Origin of the sequence: Nocardia sp. NPDC051463, from assembly GCF_040681975.1 — a bacterium.
Classification (GTDB): domain Bacteria; phylum Actinomycetota; class Actinomycetes; order Mycobacteriales; family Mycobacteriaceae; genus Nocardia.
Map to the genome: position 1 here is coordinate 1 of NZ_JBFBAB010000020.1, position 16,527 is coordinate 16,527.

At 65.5% G+C, this 16,527-nt stretch carries 15 protein-coding genes; 10 read left to right on the forward strand and 5 right to left on the reverse strand.

The features are described from left to right. Positions 1–848: 848 nt before the first annotated feature. Positions 849–2,312 carry a CCA tRNA nucleotidyltransferase gene (locus tag AB0M74_RS23710; protein ID WP_366528467.1) on the forward strand — a complete coding sequence of 488 codons (1,464 nt, stop codon included), beginning with the start codon at positions 849–851 and terminating at the stop codon, positions 2,310–2,312. Between the two features lie 9 nt (positions 2,313–2,321). Here the strand turns inward: AB0M74_RS23710 and AB0M74_RS23715 are convergent, their stop codons facing one another. Next, positions 2,322–3,161 carry a hypothetical protein gene (locus AB0M74_RS23715; RefSeq protein WP_366528468.1) on the reverse strand — a complete coding sequence of 280 codons (840 nt, stop codon included), beginning with the start codon at positions 3,159–3,161 and terminating at the stop codon, positions 2,322–2,324. A 239-nt stretch (positions 3,162–3,400) separates the two neighbouring features. Here AB0M74_RS23715 and AB0M74_RS23720 point away from each other — a divergent pair, with 239 nt between their 5' ends. The 3 genes from AB0M74_RS23720 to AB0M74_RS23730 are packed head-to-tail and all read left to right on the forward strand — an operon-like array spanning position 3,401 to position 5,760. Then, on the forward strand, positions 3,401–4,156 hold the full coding sequence (locus AB0M74_RS23720) for a 5-oxoprolinase subunit PxpA (protein ID WP_366528469.1): 756 nt from the start codon (positions 3,401–3,403) through the stop codon (positions 4,154–4,156). A gap of 13 nt (positions 4,157–4,169) precedes the next feature. Beyond that, positions 4,170–4,895, forward strand: coding sequence for an allophanate hydrolase subunit 1 (locus tag AB0M74_RS23725; RefSeq protein ID WP_366528470.1), 726 nt, complete (start codon positions 4,170–4,172; stop codon positions 4,893–4,895). A gap of 7 nt (positions 4,896–4,902) precedes the next feature. Next, entirely contained in the window at positions 4,903–5,760 is an 858-nt protein-coding gene (locus AB0M74_RS23730; protein WP_366528567.1) for a biotin-dependent carboxyltransferase family protein, read from the forward strand. 56 nt (positions 5,761–5,816) lie between these two features. Here AB0M74_RS23730 and AB0M74_RS23735 read toward each other — a convergent pair whose 3' ends face one another. Then, positions 5,817–7,346 (reverse strand): DUF4185 domain-containing protein, encoded by a 1,530-nt coding sequence (locus AB0M74_RS23735; RefSeq protein ID WP_366528568.1) that lies wholly within the window; start codon positions 7,344–7,346, stop codon positions 5,817–5,819. Between the two features lie 279 nt (positions 7,347–7,625). Between AB0M74_RS23735 and AB0M74_RS23740 the strand changes: the two genes are divergently transcribed. Then, complete coding sequence (locus AB0M74_RS23740; protein ID WP_366528471.1) at positions 7,626–8,168, forward strand: hypothetical protein; 543 nt, start codon at positions 7,626–7,628, stop codon at positions 8,166–8,168. Here the strand turns inward: AB0M74_RS23740 and AB0M74_RS23745 are convergent. Continuing rightward, positions 8,142–9,488 (reverse strand): MFS transporter, encoded by a 1,347-nt coding sequence (locus AB0M74_RS23745; RefSeq protein ID WP_366528569.1) that lies wholly within the window; start codon positions 9,486–9,488, stop codon positions 8,142–8,144. The genes AB0M74_RS23740 and AB0M74_RS23745 overlap by 27 nt on opposite strands. Positions 9,489–10,133: 645 nt before the next feature. After that, complete coding sequence (locus AB0M74_RS23750; protein WP_366528472.1) at positions 10,134–10,595, reverse strand: NUDIX domain-containing protein; 462 nt, start codon at positions 10,593–10,595, stop codon at positions 10,134–10,136. 259 nt (positions 10,596–10,854) lie between these two features. On the opposite strand from AB0M74_RS23750, the gene AB0M74_RS23755 reads away from it, so the two are divergent. After that, positions 10,855–11,646: a pirin family protein gene (locus AB0M74_RS23755; RefSeq protein WP_366528570.1), complete on the forward strand. Its 792-nt coding sequence runs from the start codon at positions 10,855–10,857 to the stop codon at positions 11,644–11,646. 218 nt (positions 11,647–11,864) lie between these two features. Then, positions 11,865–12,464 carry a DUF4190 domain-containing protein gene (locus tag AB0M74_RS23760; RefSeq protein ID WP_366528473.1) on the forward strand — a complete coding sequence of 200 codons (600 nt, stop codon included), beginning with the start codon at positions 11,865–11,867 and terminating at the stop codon, positions 12,462–12,464. Here the strand turns inward: AB0M74_RS23760 and AB0M74_RS23765 are convergent. Continuing rightward, positions 12,458–12,922, reverse strand: a complete 465-nt coding sequence (locus AB0M74_RS23765) for a hypothetical protein (protein WP_366528571.1) — start codon at positions 12,920–12,922, stop codon at positions 12,458–12,460. The genes AB0M74_RS23760 and AB0M74_RS23765 overlap by 7 nt on opposite strands. 198 nt (positions 12,923–13,120) lie before the next feature. On the opposite strand from AB0M74_RS23765, the gene AB0M74_RS23770 reads away from it, so the two are divergent. The 3 genes from AB0M74_RS23770 to AB0M74_RS23780 all read left to right on the forward strand — a co-directional run bounded on the left by AB0M74_RS23770 (position 13,121) and on the right by AB0M74_RS23780 (position 16,452). Next, a complete protein-coding gene (locus AB0M74_RS23770) occupies positions 13,121–13,972 on the forward strand; it encodes a Scr1 family TA system antitoxin-like transcriptional regulator (protein ID WP_366528474.1) in 852 nt (283 codons plus the stop codon). A gap of 10 nt (positions 13,973–13,982) precedes the next feature. Further along, a complete protein-coding gene (locus AB0M74_RS23775; RefSeq protein WP_366528475.1) occupies positions 13,983–14,360 on the forward strand; it encodes a DUF397 domain-containing protein in 378 nt (125 codons plus the stop codon). 73 nt (positions 14,361–14,433) lie between these two features. Further along, the gene (locus AB0M74_RS23780; protein ID WP_366528476.1) at positions 14,434–16,452 is read left to right on the forward strand and encodes a M13 family metallopeptidase; all 2,019 of its coding nucleotides are present in this window, start codon (positions 14,434–14,436) and stop codon (positions 16,450–16,452) included. The last annotated feature ends 75 nt before the right edge of the window (positions 16,453–16,527 follow it).

Consider the following 16,527-nt stretch of genomic DNA (forward strand, 5'->3'; position numbering starts at 1 on the left):
ACGGGCCGCGAACTCTAATGCTCGGTCTCGCTTCGCTCGGAAGACATCATCGTGCCGAGTGGGGCGTCGGTGGCTGAGCTCGCGACTTCGGTGGGTGTAGTGGGGTTGGTGTGAAGGTGGGACACGCCGGCAACTTTGGTGCTGGGTCTCGCTGCGCTCGGAAGGTGTCGTCGTGCCGAGTGGGGTGTCGGTGGCTGAGCTCGCGACTTCGGTGGGTGTAGTGGGGTTGGTGTGAAGGTGGGACGGGTCGGTGACTCTGGTGTTCGGTCTCGCTGCGCTCGGAAGGTGTCGTCGTGTCGGGTGGGTGTGTTGGAGGTAGTTGAGGTTGCGACTTCGGTGGATGCAGTGGGGCTGGTGTGGGGGTGGGCGGGCCGCGAACGCTGGTGTTGGGTCTCGCTGCGCTCGGAAGGTGTCGTCGTGTCGGGTGGGTGTGTTGGTAGTTGAGGTTGCGACTTCGGTGGATGTGCTGTGGGGCGGGCTTGCGAGGTCTGGGCTGGGTCTCGCTGTGCTCAGAGGGTGCCATCGTGCCGAGCGGGGGTATTGATAGCGGGGCTGTGACCTCGGTGGATGGTCGTGGGTCGTGGGGCGCGACGGGGTGCACACTCTGGTTGCTGCGCGTGGTGGGGTGGCGTCGTGCCGAGTGAAGGCGTCGTGAGAGGTGGTCGGCGACCTTGTTGGAGACGCATCGGCTTGTGTGTGGTGGATGGGAGGGGGCAGACGTGCGACCTGAACTGGGGGCGTGGCAGGGATCCGGGGGTCGGCTATGCGGGAGGCCTTATATATCGGGTGGGGTGCTGCATGGGTTGCGCTGGAATATCGGTTGGTGGGGCTCGGTAAGCTGCCGATTCGTGGTTTCGCCCCAGTCTGAGGATGTAGCAACGCAGGATCGACGTACCCGATTGCTGGCTGCGGCCGCGGTCACGCTCGGCAGGTTGTCCGACGTGCTGACGCCACTCGGCGGATTATTCGCGGCGCGCGGATTCGAGCTGTACCTGGTCGGGGGCAGTGTGCGGGATGCGGTGCTCGGACGGTTGGGGACGGATCTGGATTTCACCACCGACGCGCGGCCGGAGCAGGTGCAGGACATACTGCGCGGCTGGGCGGATCATCTGTGGGATACCGGTGGGCTTGCCTTCGGGACGGTGAGCGCTTCCAAGGCCGATCAGCAGCTGGAAATCACTACTTTCCGCAGCGACTCCTACGATCGGGTCTCCCGCAACCCCGAGGTGACCTTCGGTGACTCACTCGAGGGCGACCTGGTGCGTCGGGACTTCACGGTCAACGCGATGGCGGTGCGGATCGGTACGGACGGGGCGATGGAGTTCGTCGATCCGCTCGGCGGGATGGACGCGCTGCTGCAAGGAATGCTGGATACCCCTGCGGCGCCGGAGGATTCGTTCCACGACGACCCGTTGCGCATGCTGCGCGCCGCCCGTTTCGTCGCGCAGCTCGGCTTCGAGCTGCATCCGCGGGTACGAGCCGCGATCACCGCGATGGCCGACGAAATCGATCGGATCACCGCAGAGCGGGTACGCGCCGAGCTGGACAAACTGATCGGCGCGGCGCACCCGATCGACGGCATCAACATCATGTGCGAGACCGGACTGGCCCAGCGGGTGCTACCGGAGGTGCCGGAGATGAAACTCGAGATCGACGAGCATCATCAGCACAAGGATGTGTACTGGCATTCGCTCACCGTGCTGGAACAGGCCATCGATCAGGAAGAGGGCGATCCCGACCTGGTGCTGCGCTGGGCCGCGCTGCTGCACGACATCGGTAAGCCGGACACCAAGCGCAACGAACCAGGCGGCGGCGTCAGCTTCCACCACCATGAGGTGGTCGGGGCGAAGATGGTGCGCAAGCGGATGCGGGCGCTGAAGTACCCCAAGCAGTTCACCGAGGACGTGGCCCGGCTGGTGTTCCTGCACTTGCGTTTCCACGGCTACGGCAAGGGGCAGTGGACCGATTCGGCGGTGCGCCGGTATGTCACCGATGCGGGCGATCTGCTCCCTCGGCTGCACAAATTGGTCCGCGCCGACTGCACCACCCGCAACAAGCGCAGGGCCGCGGCTTTGCGCGCCACCTACGACGAGCTGGAAGTGCGGATCGCCAAGCTGCAGGAGCAGGAGGATCTGGATCGAGTGCGGCCCGATCTGGACGGCAACGCCATTATGGAATTGCTCGGCCTGTCCGCGGGTCCAGAGGTCGGGAAGGCCTGGCGTTTCTTGAAAGAGCTGCGGCTGGATCGGGGACCGCTCTCTCGCGACGAGGCTGAGGCCGCGCTGCTGGAATGGTGGCAGACGCAGCGCTGACTCGGCCGGTCAGAAGACGATCAGCGTGGTTCCGGTGACGATGGCCGAGCGAATCTGCGCCAGATCGAACGACCCGGTTATCTGCGGCAGCTCGATCCGGAACCGGATGAGGTCACCCTCGCGGCTCGCGTGCACGACACGCGCATCGTTGGGCAGGCCCGCGAGTCGTAATTCGGGTGCCGACAGCATCTTTCGCGGCAACCGAATGCCGAGCCAGTTCGCGCGGCGGATCTGGACGGTCAGCAGGTTGTCGCGCACCTCGGCGTCCACCACCGCGGTGATCAGCCTGCGCCGATGGACGGCCTTGATCGACCCGCTCGCGTCGACCTGCAATTCCCAGTCGAGCGGCAGCGTGTTGAGCCATCCGACGAGTGCTGCGGTGGTCACGGTGCCGTCGAGGTCGAGTTGCTGGGTCCGCACCCTGGTCGGCACGCCGGGAATCAAACGGACGCCGTGCGCGATCACGGTCACCGACTCGATCGGGTGATCGTCCCAGCGCATCTGCGACAGGACGGTCTTGGTCTGGAAGTGCGCGCCGCGTCGCCGGACCTTCAGCACCTGCAGGGTGGCGTTCACGTCGTGTCCGAGCAAGGTCGCGGTGACCCGTTGGCCACCGAACCGGCTGAGAATGCCCTCACTGAGCACGGTCATCAGCACATCCGGCATCAGCGCCGTGACCGCGCCCGCGCTCAAGTCGGCGACCGGATCCACCCATGCGGTGGTGAAGGAGACCCACTGCTCGAGCAGGGACTGGTCGAACAGGCGCTTGCCGAGGTCGACGGCCCGCATCGGCGACCATGACGTCGGATCGAAATACGTGGCCATGATTGCTTCGAGGGTACTTGCCATCGGAGGACACGCCCATGCGAGCGAGTCCGGTCCTGTGGGTTTTTTGTCGGTATCGACCGATGGGCGGGCCCGCAGGCAGGGCCGACCCGATCCTTCGGCCGCGCCTTTCGCCCCGACACGTACGACATTCTCGATATCGGTCATCCTCATGGGACGAAGTCCGGCCCTCGAAACGTGGCACGCTGAGTGTGACGCAGGTCCTGGACGGCAGGGCTGGAACGAAGACCGGAAGGAGGCACATGTCGCTGGATCTGAACAGCGATCTCGGCGAGGGATTCGGCGCATGGACGATGGGCGACGACGCGGCGATGCTCGACATCGTCACCAGCGCCAATATCGCCTGCGGCTTCCACGCCGGTGATCCGTCGATCATGCGCCGCACCTGTGCGCTCGCGGTCGAGAGGGGCGTCCGGATCGGTGCGCACGTCGGATATCGCGATCTCGCGGGCTTCGGGCGGCGCGCGATCACCATGGCGCCTGCCGAATTGCGCGACGAGGTGCTCTACCAGATCGGCAGTCTCGATGCCTTTGCCAGGGCCGCGGGCGATCGGGTCCGCTACGTGAAACCGCATGGTGCGCTCTATCACTCGGCTTCGAAGGAGCGCGCGCTCGCCGACGCGGTGCTGGCCGCGCTCGCCGAGTACGAGCGCGAGCTGGCGTTGCTCGGCCCCGCAGGCACTCAGCTCGAGCGGGCTGCCGCGGACGCCGAGATACCTTTTGTCGGTGAGGGGTTCGCCGATCGCGCATACACACCGAGCGGGACCCTCGCCACGCGCGGCACACCCGGCGCGGTGTTGCAGCCGAACGAAGCCGTCGCCCAGGCGGTATCGATTGCGATGTCGGGCACCGCACGGACCGTGGACGGATCCGGTCAGGTGTCGGTCTCCGCGACGAGCATCTGTGTGCACGGCGATTCGCCCGCCGCAGTGGAGATGGCCAGGCGCATCCGAGCCGCCCTGGACGACGTCGGCGTGCCGGTGGGGGCATTCTGCTGAGGCCGGTGCCGTGATGACTTCCCCTCGCAGCGACGCCGTATCCGGCGCGACGGATCTCGACCCGAATCGGCTGATTCGAGCGGCAGGCGACCGAGCCCTGCTGATCACCCCGATCGAGCATGCTGCGGTGCCAGAACTCGTTGCGGCACTGCGGAGCAACCCGATCCCAGGTATCCAAGATGTGCTGCCCGCGGCGGAGACGATCCTGGTGTCGCTGCGTTCTGTGTCGGATTCGGAGCCGGTGCGCCGAAGGCTGAGCGACTTGATAGCGAAGACGTATGAACCTGGGCGTAAGCAGGATTCGACCATTGTTTCCCGTGGAACACTGCCGGACAGCGGCATCCGCGATGACGTGGTGGTGATCCCCGTCCGATATGACGGCGTCGATCTCGACGAGGTGGCTCGTACACTCGAGCTGAGCACCGCCGAGGTGGTCACCGCACACACTGGAACCATATGGCGATGCGCGTTCGTCGGATTCGCCCCTGGGTTCGGCTATCTCGAGTCGCCGGACCGCAGGTTGACGGTGCCGCGCCGGCCCGAGGCGCGCACCTCGATCCCCGCCGGTGCGGTCGGACTGGCCAGCGGATACACGGCCGTCTACCCGCGCAGCACCCCAGGTGGCTGGCAGCTCATCGGCAGCACCGACCTGGAAATGTGGGATGTCGACCGGGATCCCCCTGCGCTCATTCGGGTGGGCGCGGCGGTGCGATTCGTGGACACCGGCCGGCGTGACTGAGCCGCCGATGATTGTTGTCGACCAGGTGGGTCCGCTGGCCACGATCCAGGACCGGGGACGGCCGGGCTGGTTCGATTCCGGGGTCGGTGTCGCCGGCGCGGCGGACCGGTCTTCCTTCCAGCTGGCCAATCGACTAGTCGGAAATCCCGAGAAATGCGCCGGAATCGAGGTGCTGATCGGCGGGTTGGTCTTGCGAACCGCGCGGCGTTGCACGATGGCGGTGACCGGTGCGCCGGCTCCAGCTACCGTCGACGGCACTCCGGTCGGACACACGAGTGTGCTGGAACTGGGTGCGGGGCAGACGCTTCGGCTCGGCATGGCGAGCACCGGACTCCGCAGCTACGTCGCGGTACGCGGCGGCATCGACGTGCCGCCGGTGCTCGGCTCACGTAGTCGCGACACCCTGTCCGGGATCGGTCCGCGGCCACTGCGCTCCGGTGCTCGGCTACCGATCGGACCTGTGCCGCAGACCCTTCCGAACGTCGATTTCGCACCGGTTGCCAACCTGCCCACCGGAATGTGGACGATCCGAGTGATGCTCGGTCCACGCGCCGACTGGTTCGTCGATGCCGACGCGCTTTTCGATGGTGCGTGGGTCGTGTCGACAGATACCGATCGGATCGGCGCCCGCTTGGATCGGCACGACGGTCCCGCACTGCGGCGCAGTGTTTCGCGGGAGTTGCCCACCGAGGGCATGGCGCTCGGTTCTATTCAGGTGCCGCCGAGTGGTCAGCCTGTGGTATTCCTCGCTGACCATCCGATCACCGGTGGCTACCCGGTGATCGCGGTGGTTGTGGATGCCGACGTCGATACGATGGCCCAGGCCCGTCCCGGGCAGCCACTGCGGTTTTGTCGCGCCCGCTGATCAGCACCCCGAACGAGGTCGGCGAAACACCATGCCCGGCAATGGTTCTGTCGATATTACTTCGGCGGATTCAGTCGGGCATGCATGAGATACACGTTGTAACTGTCCCACGCCGAAATCGTGAAGTAGAGATCCTTGTCGGTCGACCACGGATGAATGAAGCCGCCGTAGGACTTCGGATAGTCGGAGGTCGAGACCAGCGGCACCGCATCGGTCCAGGCGCCCTGGGCCGCAGCGGCCGTACGCATCACGATGGCGCCGCGCACCGGATCCAGATACACCATCTGCCACTGCTGCGATGTCTGGTCGAACCGCACAGACAACTCGCTGGCCAAGCCGAAAACAAGGGGGGTGGCCTGGTTTTCGGCGGCAGGCGCCCATGTCCCGCCGACCCAGTATTGGTAGGCCGATTTGTTCAACACCTCGGCCTTCGGCACCCTGGCCAGACCGATCACGCCGACGCGACCGTTGGGAGTGCCGAACATGTAGACGTAGTCCCCCTGCGCAGCCATCGCCGCCACCTGGAAGCGGTTGATGCCGAAGAGGTTGTTCCACTTGGCATGCTGATCCTTGGTCCAGGTGCGTCCGTTGTCATCGGAGTAGGCGAGGCCGCCATAGTTGGTCCACCACAATCCGGGGATCCGACTCCACCGGTTCACCGACATGTAGCTCAGGTACTGGCGATTACCGATCGCGAACCCGGAGGTAGGGATGGTGGTCGTTTCCCAGTTCTTGATCTTGCGGCTGCCCAGCACTTCGACGGCGTGGCAGCGGCTGTCCTGGACCATCGTGTCGATGGTCAGGCCGTCGGACAGATCGCGATCGGTGCTGTAGCCGAGCACGTTGCTGCGCCAATCCTGGTCTTCGCCACCGATGCCACCACCGCTCCAGCCGGTGCCGAAGGTGTCGCCGAAGACCACGGCAACCTCCCCCGGCTTCGTCTCCCAGATCAGACCGAGATCAGTGCCGTCGACCTGCCAGCGCATGTCGGTCCGGTTCTGCGAACCGTGTCCGGTCAACTGCCCGACCAGCCGCACCGAGTCAACTCGAGGCGCGGTGACCGCCGGGGCAAGCGGGCCGGACACGGCCGGATGTACCACCGGGGGTGGCTCGGGTTGCGCAGGCTCGCCCTCGCCGCCCGCCACGGCGAACGGAATGGGCTCGATGTCGGGTTTTATCTCGATGCGTGGCACCATGATCGGCCCGCCCGACCCGGAGCCACTACCTGAACCCGAGCCGGAACTGGAGCCGCTCTGTGGAACCGCGCCGGGGGCTGGTTTCTGGTCGGTGCTGCTTTCCTGCGGTCTGGGTGAGTCGCGAATATCCGGGCACGGATTGCCACACGGGTCCGCCGGCAGCGGCTCGGGATCGATACGGGTGTTGTCCTGCGGTGGATCGGGCACCGGGACCGGCGTGAACTGCGGAACCGGTATCGGGATATCGATCTGCGGCGGCACGGGCGGCGGCGGTGGCGCGTTCGGGTCCGGCTCTCGGGCGAGTGGGTCGAAGCCGGTCTCGCCGCAGCTGTTCACCGGTGGCGGCGCCCAAGGGTGCGGCGTCGCCTGCGCGGGTGTGGGCAGGAGCAGTCCCGCGAGGAGCACACTGAACAGTACGGGGGCACATGAATAAGTGACGCCGGTTCGGGGTGTCACATCGGGTCGTATTTCTGTCGTCACTTCGCGGCGGCCGGTAGGTACGCACGCGACTTGTTCGGCAGAAATCTCATGTGATGTTGCCTCCCTGTCGAATCGGGTCGCCGAAAGATCAACTTACCGGACCTCGGTCTCCGAATGCGGGACGGCGAGCGAATTGAATCGATCGGGTCAGCAGGGAACCGAAAGCGGGCTCGTTGCGTCCAAAAAGACATGAACGAGATCGAGTACGTGTTCGGGACGGGTGACGGCACGGTTCATGTCTGGTCCAGCCAGGCGGATTTGGAGCTGTCGGGCCCCGACGTCGCCGATGCACTGCAACTGGATTTCGACGGTGACGGCCTTACCGATGACGCACTGTGGGATTCCCATGACGCCGGAGCCGCCGACGTGGCGGCGCTGGATCTGGACGAGGATGGCGTCCTCGATCATTTCTATACCGACCCCTCCGGTCTCGGAACCTGGAATCACCTGGTCACCGGCGCCGCGTCCGATGCAGGCAGTGAGCAGCTCGATTGGATCGTGCGCACCGGCCCGGCGTCGGACCATGATGTCGGCGCGGAAATCGCTACTGCACCTGCGGAATCCGATGCGCCGCTCGGCTATCCGTCGGCGTTCACCGATCGTTTGGCGCCGCTCGATCAGATCGGCGCATTACACATCCAGCGTGCCGGATCGGGCAACCATGCGACCGAGCAGCTCGATTCCGAAGGGCGAGAGGGCGAGTCGTCAGGGGATAATCGATCTACGCCGTGAATTGAGTGCGATCGCCGCTATTCCGGCACAATATATTCCGGCACCCGTGACCACCACGGCGAGCGAGCGTCCGTCGGCCGGTATCACCAGCGCCGTGATCGCGATCGCCATCACGAAGGCAATGTTGAAGACGGTGTCCTGCAACGCGAATACCTGGCCGCGTCGCGTGTCGTCAATATCGATCTGCATCGTCGCGTCACCGGTCAACTTGATCGTCTGCCCCGCCAATCCGAACAGAAATGCACCGACGAGCAGCAATTGATGTGCCCGGTGCGCGCCGGGACCAGCCTCGGCGACCGCGGTGGGAGTGACAAACGCCAATTGGACCAGTGTCGCCGTCAGCAGCCCGGCGATCACTGTTCGAGGTCGGCCGAGCCGAGGTATCAGCCAAGGCGCCACGATCGCGGCGACCAGCATGCCCGCCGCAGCCGCGCCGATGGCAAGTCCGAACCGCGTCAGCCCATTGTTCATGGTGCCGCCGTCGGCCGGGGCCTGACGCAGCACCAGCACCATGATCAACGTGTTGGTGCCGAACACGATCCGGTGCGCGCCGATACCGAGCATCGCGGTGGTGACATGCACCGATCCCCAGACCGCTGCGGCACCGTGGCGCAGGCCGGTGGCGATCGCCCGCACCGCGCTCTCCTCGGCTCCATTCTTCCGATCGGGGCCGAGCACCCTGGCGGCGAACCCGGCCGCGAGAACCGCACCGACAATCGACCAGACGCCGCTGATCGCCACTGCGAGCGCTGAAGCGGCATCGCCCGCACCGATCAGTCCGATGACCGACACCGAGGCCGCGGCGCCGACGCCCGCGCACGCCGAGGCGACCGTCGCGAGCACCGAATTCGCGGCAACCAGCCAGTGCTGGTCCAGCACCCGAGGCAACGCCGCCGACACACCCGACAGCACGAATCTGCTGATTCCGACCACCGCAAGCGCAAGCAGCAGTAGCGGTTTCGCACCCGCGCCCGCCAACAGCCCGATGCTCACCGCGCCGATCAGGACCGCTCGCAGCACATTGGCCACCAGCAACACCGCGCGCCGATCCCACCGGTCGAGCAGCGCCCCGGCATACGGGCCGATCAGGGAGTAGGGCAGCAGCAACACCGCGAAAGCCGCCGCGATCGCAAGCGGATCGGTTTCTCGCTCGGGATTGAACAGAATCGCCCCCGACAGCGCCGCCTGAAACATCCCGTCACCGAACTGCCCGGTGAAGCGCACCAGCGCCAGCCGCAGCACACCGGGGCTTTCGCGCAGCGCGCTCCGCAGCGAAACGTGCCGCTCATCCGCAGGTATGGAGCTCTCGGAGCGACCAATAGACACGCCGCGAGGCTACTGGGTTTTTGGCGGTGGTTACGCCACGGCCTGTTCGCTGGGTTTTTGGCAGCGCCTGCGGCGCGAACTCTAGTTGTGATGTCCAGGGAGGAAATGGGCCGACCGCTACCGCGCCGAGGGCACGCCTTTGCGGATGCGGTTCGGTCGTTCGGGAGCGAGATGGGCCGCGAACTCTGGTGCTCAGTCTCGCGGCGCTCGGAAGACATCATCGTGCCCAACGGGACGCCGGTAGGTGGGCTCGCGACTTTGGCGGATGCGCTTCGGCTGCGGTGGAGGTGGGGACGGGTTGGGAGTTGGGTTTGGCAGCGAGCGGAGGGTGTCATCATCCAGAGGGGGTGCGTCGGTGGGTGAGTTTGCGACTTCGGTGGGTGCGCGTCGGTGATTGTGAGATGAGATGGGCCGGGGCCGGGCCTCGCAGCGGGCGAGGGTGTCATCGTGCAGAGGTGGCGATGTTGTGACTGTGCCGGTTGTGCTTCGACTGGTCGGCGATCTTGCCGCGCTCATGGGCCGGTCGTGGAGAGGGGTGTGGTGGTGCTTCGGTGGCGTTGTTGCATGTACCGAGGGCGTGAGCTGGTTGTGAACGGACGCTGGTAAGCGTCGTCAGTGAGGTGCATCGTGGGGCGTGAGTCAGGAGATGTCGACGAGCATGCTGACTGTTTCGCGCATGTCGGGCGCCATCGGGAGGGTGGGGAGGGCGGTGGCGTCGATCCAGGCGAAGGCGTCGTGTTCGCCGGGGGCAAGGGCCACCTCCCCTGGTTCTACCTCCGCCACGAAGCTGTACTTGCGGACCCTGGCCTTGGTTCGGGTGGCGTAGTCGAAGCCGCCGAGGAAGTCGGTGATGCTGCGTACACGCAGGCCGGTCTCCTCGAACAGCTCACGTGCCACGCATTCAGCGAAGGTTTCCCCGGATTCGACTCCGCCGCCGGGCAGTTCGTACATGCCGCCGCGGTAGTCGTCCGGGACCCGGCGCACCAGCAGAAGTTTGTGGTCGCGGAACACGGCGACGCCGACGACGAAATCGGAGATGTCGTCGCGGCGCGCCTCGTCGCGCAGCTGCCGCTCGATGTCGGCGAGCGCTTCGGGTCGCATCTGGTTCTCACCTCCGGTTCTGTTGTGGCACATCATGTTATGAAGGCGGCCACCGGTGGAGCGATGCGCTGCGCCGGTGTCGAGCCGGTCGGCACAACGATGCGGCCTACGGTTCGGTTCTGCTCGCCTGCCGTTCACCCGCTGGTCGCTCGCGTAAAATGCCGAGTGCAGGACAATTTACTAGGAATTCGGAGTACCGCGACTGAAGTGCTCCTACCCTGAAAGGCGATCGGTGCACGGTCCCGAGAGGAGGACCATGATGTCCACACTCACGACACCACACATCGATGTCCATCGTGGCGGGGACCGCATGAAAACGCGCGTGTCCTGGCTCGATTCGAAGCACTCGTTCTCCTTCGGTGAGCACTACGACCCCGACAACACCCATCACGGCCTGCTACTTGTCAATAACGAGGACATTGTTTCCCCTGGTCAGGGCTTTGATACCCATCCGCATCGGGACATGGAAATCGTCACCTGGGTGCTCGGCGGCAGCCTGGTGCACCAGGATTCGCTCGGCCACAGCGGCATCATCTACCCCGGTCTCGCGCAGCGGATGAGTGCGGGCACCGGCATTCTGCACTCGGAGAAAAACGACTCCTGGCGGCTGGACGGCAGCAGCGCCGAACACGACGAGCCCGTGCATTTCGTGCAGATGTGGGTGGTTCCGGATGAGCCGGGGCTGACGCCGGGCTATCAGCAACTCGAGATCGACGACGAACTGGCCCGCGGCGGCCTGGTAACGGTGGCCTCCGGGCTGGCGCGCTACCGCGACAAGACCGCCATCGCGATCGCGAGCAGTCATTCCGCGCTACATGTCGCCAGAATGGCCGGCTCGGAGCCGGACGGCACCGAGCAGACGATCGACCTCCCCGACGCGCCCTACCTGCATGTGTTCATCGCGCGCGGCGAGGTAGAAATGGAAGGTGTCGGCACACTCTATGAGGGCGACGCCGTGCGCCTGACCAGGTCCGGTGGCCAGCATGTCATCGCGCGCAGGCCCTCCGAAGTGCTGGTCTGGGAGATGCATGCGCGTCTCGGCGCTCAATAAGCGGTGGGCTTGCCATCGCTCGGCCTGAGCGCGATTCGTGGCTTGTTTCTGTCGGGCTGTGATCGAGTAGGCGGCGGCCTCTCCGGCCCTCGGGCCGACGCGGGGTTGCGGCCGTGTTCAATGTCGGAGCGGCGTTCGCGGCATTAACATCCCTCAATAGGGAGCGCGATCAGTAGGGGACTGCCGTGTGCACGCCCCGTCGGACTGAGAGGAAGTCCATGTCGCAACATCCGCCGCCTGGTCAGTATCCGCCGCCCGGGAAATATCCGCCGCCTGGCCAAGATCCGCCGCCTGGCCAGCATCTACCGCCCGGCCAATACCCGCCGCCTGGTCAATATCCACCACCCGGGCAGTACCCGCCGGCCGGTCAGTATCCGCCACCGGGTCCGTATCAGCAGGGTCAGCCGAATTATTGGCAGGAGTCGCCCAAGGGCAAGGGTCTGGCGATCACCGCGCTCGTGCTCGGCATCATCGCCTTCCTGACGTGTTGGACTCTCGTCGGCGGCTACCTCTTCGGCGCCGCCGCGATCATCTTCGGCCTGATCGCGTTCGCGAAGACACGTTCGGGCACCGCGGGTGGCACCGGCATGGCCGTCACCGGACTGATCCTCGGTGTGCTGTCGCTGGCCGCCGCGATCCTGCTGTCGATTGTGGGCTGGAGTTTCTTTGTCGACTCCGGTGGCAAGGACTACCTCGACTGCGTGAACAAGGCGGGCAATGATCAAGCCAAGATTGATCAGTGCACGCGAGAGTGGAGCCGAACACTGGAGACCAAGTACAGCGTGACCGTGACACCTGCGCCTGTCCCGACCTACTGACGCTTCAGCGACGCGCAAGCCCGGGTGGCGGCGACGACCTCGGCGAGTTCGGGGCGAAAGTCGCTCTCGGGCGCTGCGATCCAGGTTCGGTAACCGCTGTGCTCGTCCGCGGGCGAGGGCAGCACGATATTGCTGCCAGGTAGCGCGACCGAGGCACAGACCCGGAACAGGTCCGAGAACAGGGCCATGTCCAGGTACGAATTGTCGGTGGGCCCGGTCAGGAAGGTCCAGCGGCCCGAGCGGGGGTGCGCGATGATCGGGCCGTTGCGTCCGTCGAGGTGGTCGCGCACCTGCTCGCCGAGCGCCGCGGGCATGACCACCGCCCCGACCGCCCCGACTTCCAGCATGATGCGCCCGAGCGCGGGATCCACGACACCGTAGAGCCCGTGGTCCTTGCGATAGCTGCGGCAGCGCGTGATGGCTTCCTGGACGGCCGCGAAATCCTGTCCGGGTGACATCGGATGGACGCGGGTCTGTCCGAACACTTCGTGGCTATCTGTTGTGCTCATGACGAACCTCGCCTCGATGCTCAGTGGATCGAAATGGAGTGGATCGAAATGATTCGTGGTACGGCCGCTGAAATCGACCCTAGACCTGCACAACATGCTTGACAATAGTCACACGCCGGTAACTCGACCGGCGTAGCATCGCCTGTCATGGCACCCGTCTCGCCTACCGTTGCCCGTTGGGAACTGGTGCTTCGCCTGCGCGAATTGCGCGAACAACGGGGTTTCGATTCGGCCACCTTCGCCAAGCGTGTCGGTTTCACCCCGGCCAATTGGTCGCATGTCGAGAAGGGCAGACGGGTGTTGACGACCAACACCATCGGCCCGGTGCTGGAGCTGCTCGAGGTCGACGCGGAGGAGCGCGAGGAATTACTCGCCTTGCTCGAGGCCAGCAAGCAACGCGGCTGGTGGGCGAAATCTTCCGCGCTGATCGGCCCGGAGTTGCAGCGGCTCTACGGCATGGAGGCGGGCGCGCAGAGCATCCGTAGTTACGACAGCCTCGTCGTGCCTGGCCTCTTGCAGACCGAGGACTATGCCCGTGCCCTGATCAGTGCCGATGTGATGATCAGGCCGGTGCAGGTCGAGCAGCTGGTCGCCATTCGAATGCACCGCCAGGAGCGGTTGCGCGGCAGGAACCGCATCGAACTGACCGCCGTGATCGGCGAGGGCACCCTGCTACAGCAGACCGGCGGACCGAAGGTGCTCTACGGACAGCTCGAGCACCTGGCCGCATTGATCGAGGAGCTCGACAGCATCGAGGTGCGCGTCATCCCGTTCGCCGCCACCGCGGGCGCGGTGCTCGGTGGCTCGAGTTTCCACCTGATCGACTTCGCGGGCGAGCAACTGCCGACCTTCGGCTGGGCGGAGAGCGCGGTGTTCGGCGGCGCTGTCGACGATCCCGAACAGGTGCGCGATCTGAGCTTCGCGTACGTGCGCGCGCTGGAGCAATCGTTGAACCGTGACGAGTCATTGGCCCTGATCAGCCGCTATGCCGGAGTGTAAAATTCTGCCCATGGCCACCACCGCTACCGCCCGGTCGGTTTTCACCGGCTGGTTCACATCGACTCGATCGAACAACGGCAATCAATGCGTCGAGGTCCGGTTCGATGGTGATGCGGTTCTCATCCGAGACAGTAAATACCGCCGCAACCCGGCCAACCGCCCCGCGCAAGAGCCCATCATCACCGTCACTGCCGACGAGTGGACCTCGTTCCTAGACACCATTGTCCGCGGACGCACACCCAGCGATCTGACCGCGAGCACTTCCGCCGACGGGCACACCACACTCCGTCGCGGCGAAACCACCCTCACTTACACCCCCGAAGAGTGGGACGCCTTCGTTGCCGGCGTTCACGACGGCGAATTCAACCGCATCATTCTGCCCGCATGATCACTCCCCCGGCCGCGCCGCGGCCGGGGCAACCCTCCGGCACCCGGTCGTTCCGATCGGCATACTGGAGATCGTGACTTCCGAGCTGACCAGTCCTTCCGGTATCGACCTGTCCTACCTCGACGCGGCCGTGCGGGTGCAAGACGACCTGTTCGCGCACGTCAATGGCACTTGGCTGGACACCCACGAGATACCGGCGGATCGGGCGGTCGACGGCGCCTTCCGGACGTTGTATGACCAGGCCGAACTCGATGTGCAGACGATCATCCAGAACGCGGCGGCCTCCGAGTCCGAGCCGGGCAGCGATGCCCGCAAGATCGGCGACCTGTACTCGAGCTTCATGGACACCGCCGCCGTCACGGCCGTCGGGCTCGCGCCGATCGTCATCGAGCTCGCGGCGATCAAGGAGGTCGCCGACCGGAGCGCCTTCGCCGCACTGATCGGCCGATTGCAGCGCACCGGTGTCGGCGGCGCACTCGGCTTCCATGTCGACACCGACGACAAGGACTCCACCCGGTATCTGGTGCATGCCTCCCAGTCCGGGATCGGCCTGCCCGACGAGTCCTACTACCGGCAGGACGAATTCGCTGAGATCCGCACCAACTACGTTGCGCACATCGGCCGTATGTTCGCGCTGGCTGCTGCCGACCCGCAGCTCACGGGTCTATTGCCGGACGATCTCGACACTGTCGGTCAGCGGGTGTTCGAGCTGGAGCGCAAGCTCGCGGCCGGGCACTGGGACGTGGTGCGCCGCCGCGACGCCGAGCTCGGCTACAACTTGACCACCTTCGACGAGCTGAGCACTCAGAACCCCGAATTCGATTGGACGGCATGGACTTCGGCCCTGGCCGAAGGTGTGCGGGCAACCGGCCCCGAGCTCTTCGCGGAAGTGGTTGTGCGCCAGCCGGACTATGTGCGCACCTTTGCGCGGACCTGGGCCGCGGAGTCGACGGCCGACTGGCAGGCCTGGGCAGCATGGCGGGTGATCCGCTCGCGCGCGGCGTATCTCACCGACGCGGTGGTCGAGGAGAGCTTCGACTTCTTCGGTCGTACCCTGACCGGTGCGCAGGAGAACCGGGAACGCTGGAAGCGCGGCGTCTCACTGGTGCAGGACCTGCTCGGTGAGGCTGTCGGCAAACTGTATGTGGCCGAGCACTTTCCGCCCCAAGCCAAGGCGCGGATGGTGGAGTTGGTCGCCAACCTGCAGGAGGCCTACCGGCGCAACATCGCCGAACTGGATTGGATGGGCCCCGACACCAGGGCGGCCGCGCTGGCCAAACTGGAGAAGTTCACGCCGAAGATCGGATACCCGGACAAGTGGCGCGACTACTCCGGCATCGTCATCGATCCCGCTGATCTGGTCGGCAACTACCGGCGCGGCTATGCTGCCGAGCACGACCGCGACCTGAACAAGCTCGGCGGTCCCGTCGATCGCGACGAGTGGTTCATGACCCCGCAGACGGTGAACGCCTACTACAACCCCGGCATGAACGAGATCGTCTTCCCCGCCGCCATTCTGCAGCCACCGTTCTTCGACATGCATGCCGACGACGCAGCCAACTACGGCGGTATCGGTGCGGTGATCGGTCACGAGATCGGGCACGGATTCGACGACCAGGGCGCCAAGTACGACGGCGACGGCAACATGATCAACTGGTGGACCGACGACGACCGCTCCGAATTCGGCAAGCGCACCAAGGCATTGATCGATCAGTACAGCGTGCTCTCGCCGAAGGACCTGCCCGACGAGCACACCGTGAACGGTGAGTTCACCATCGGCGAGAACATCGGCGATCTCGGTGGCCTGTCGATCGCACTCGCGGCCTACAAGATCTCGCTGGCGGGCACCGCGGCCCCGGAGCTCGATGGTCTCACCGGCCTGCAGCGCGTCTTCTTCGGCTGGGCCCAAGTGTGGCGTACCAAGGCTCGCCCCGAGGAGTCGATCCGTCGTCTCGCCGTCGACCCGCACTCCCCGCCCGAATTCCGTTGCAACGCTGTTGTTCGCAATATCGACAGCTTCCACGAAGCCTTCGACGTCGAACCCGGTGACCGCCTGTACTTGGAACCTGCTGAGCGCGTGCGTATCTGGTAGCACCCGGTTGGTACCCGGAGCGCACCGAGTGACTCAAGGCAACCCATCGATGAAATGGGTGCGCAGCCTGGCGAA

Excerpts from the sequence above, each read along its gene's own strand:
- AB0M74_RS23760 (WP_366528473.1), top strand. The coding sequence starts at position 11,865 with ATGTCGCAACATCCGCCGCCTGGTCAGTATCCGCCGCCCGGGAAATAT.
- AB0M74_RS23755 (WP_366528570.1), top strand. The coding sequence starts at position 10,855 with ATGTCCACACTCACGACACCACACATCGATGTCCATCGTGGCGGGGAC.
- AB0M74_RS23775 (WP_366528475.1), top strand. The coding sequence starts at position 13,983 with ATGGCCACCACCGCTACCGCCCGGTCGGTTTTCACCGGCTGGTTCACA.
- AB0M74_RS23730 (WP_366528567.1), top strand. The coding sequence starts at position 4,903 with ATGATTGTTGTCGACCAGGTGGGTCCGCTGGCCACGATCCAGGACCGG.
- AB0M74_RS23720 (WP_366528469.1), top strand. The coding sequence starts at position 3,401 with ATGTCGCTGGATCTGAACAGCGATCTCGGCGAGGGATTCGGCGCATGG.
- AB0M74_RS23765 (WP_366528571.1), bottom strand. The coding sequence starts at position 12,922 with ATGTCACCCGGACAGGATTTCGCGGCCGTCCAGGAAGCCATCACGCGC.
- AB0M74_RS23715 (WP_366528468.1), bottom strand. The coding sequence starts at position 3,161 with ATGGCAAGTACCCTCGAAGCAATCATGGCCACGTATTTCGATCCGACG.
- AB0M74_RS23725 (WP_366528470.1), top strand. The coding sequence starts at position 4,170 with ATGACTTCCCCTCGCAGCGACGCCGTATCCGGCGCGACGGATCTCGAC.
- AB0M74_RS23740 (WP_366528471.1), top strand. The coding sequence starts at position 7,626 with ATGAACGAGATCGAGTACGTGTTCGGGACGGGTGACGGCACGGTTCAT.
- AB0M74_RS23750 (WP_366528472.1), bottom strand. The coding sequence starts at position 10,595 with ATGCGACCCGAAGCGCTCGCCGACATCGAGCGGCAGCTGCGCGACGAG.
- AB0M74_RS23770 (WP_366528474.1), top strand. The coding sequence starts at position 13,121 with ATGGCACCCGTCTCGCCTACCGTTGCCCGTTGGGAACTGGTGCTTCGC.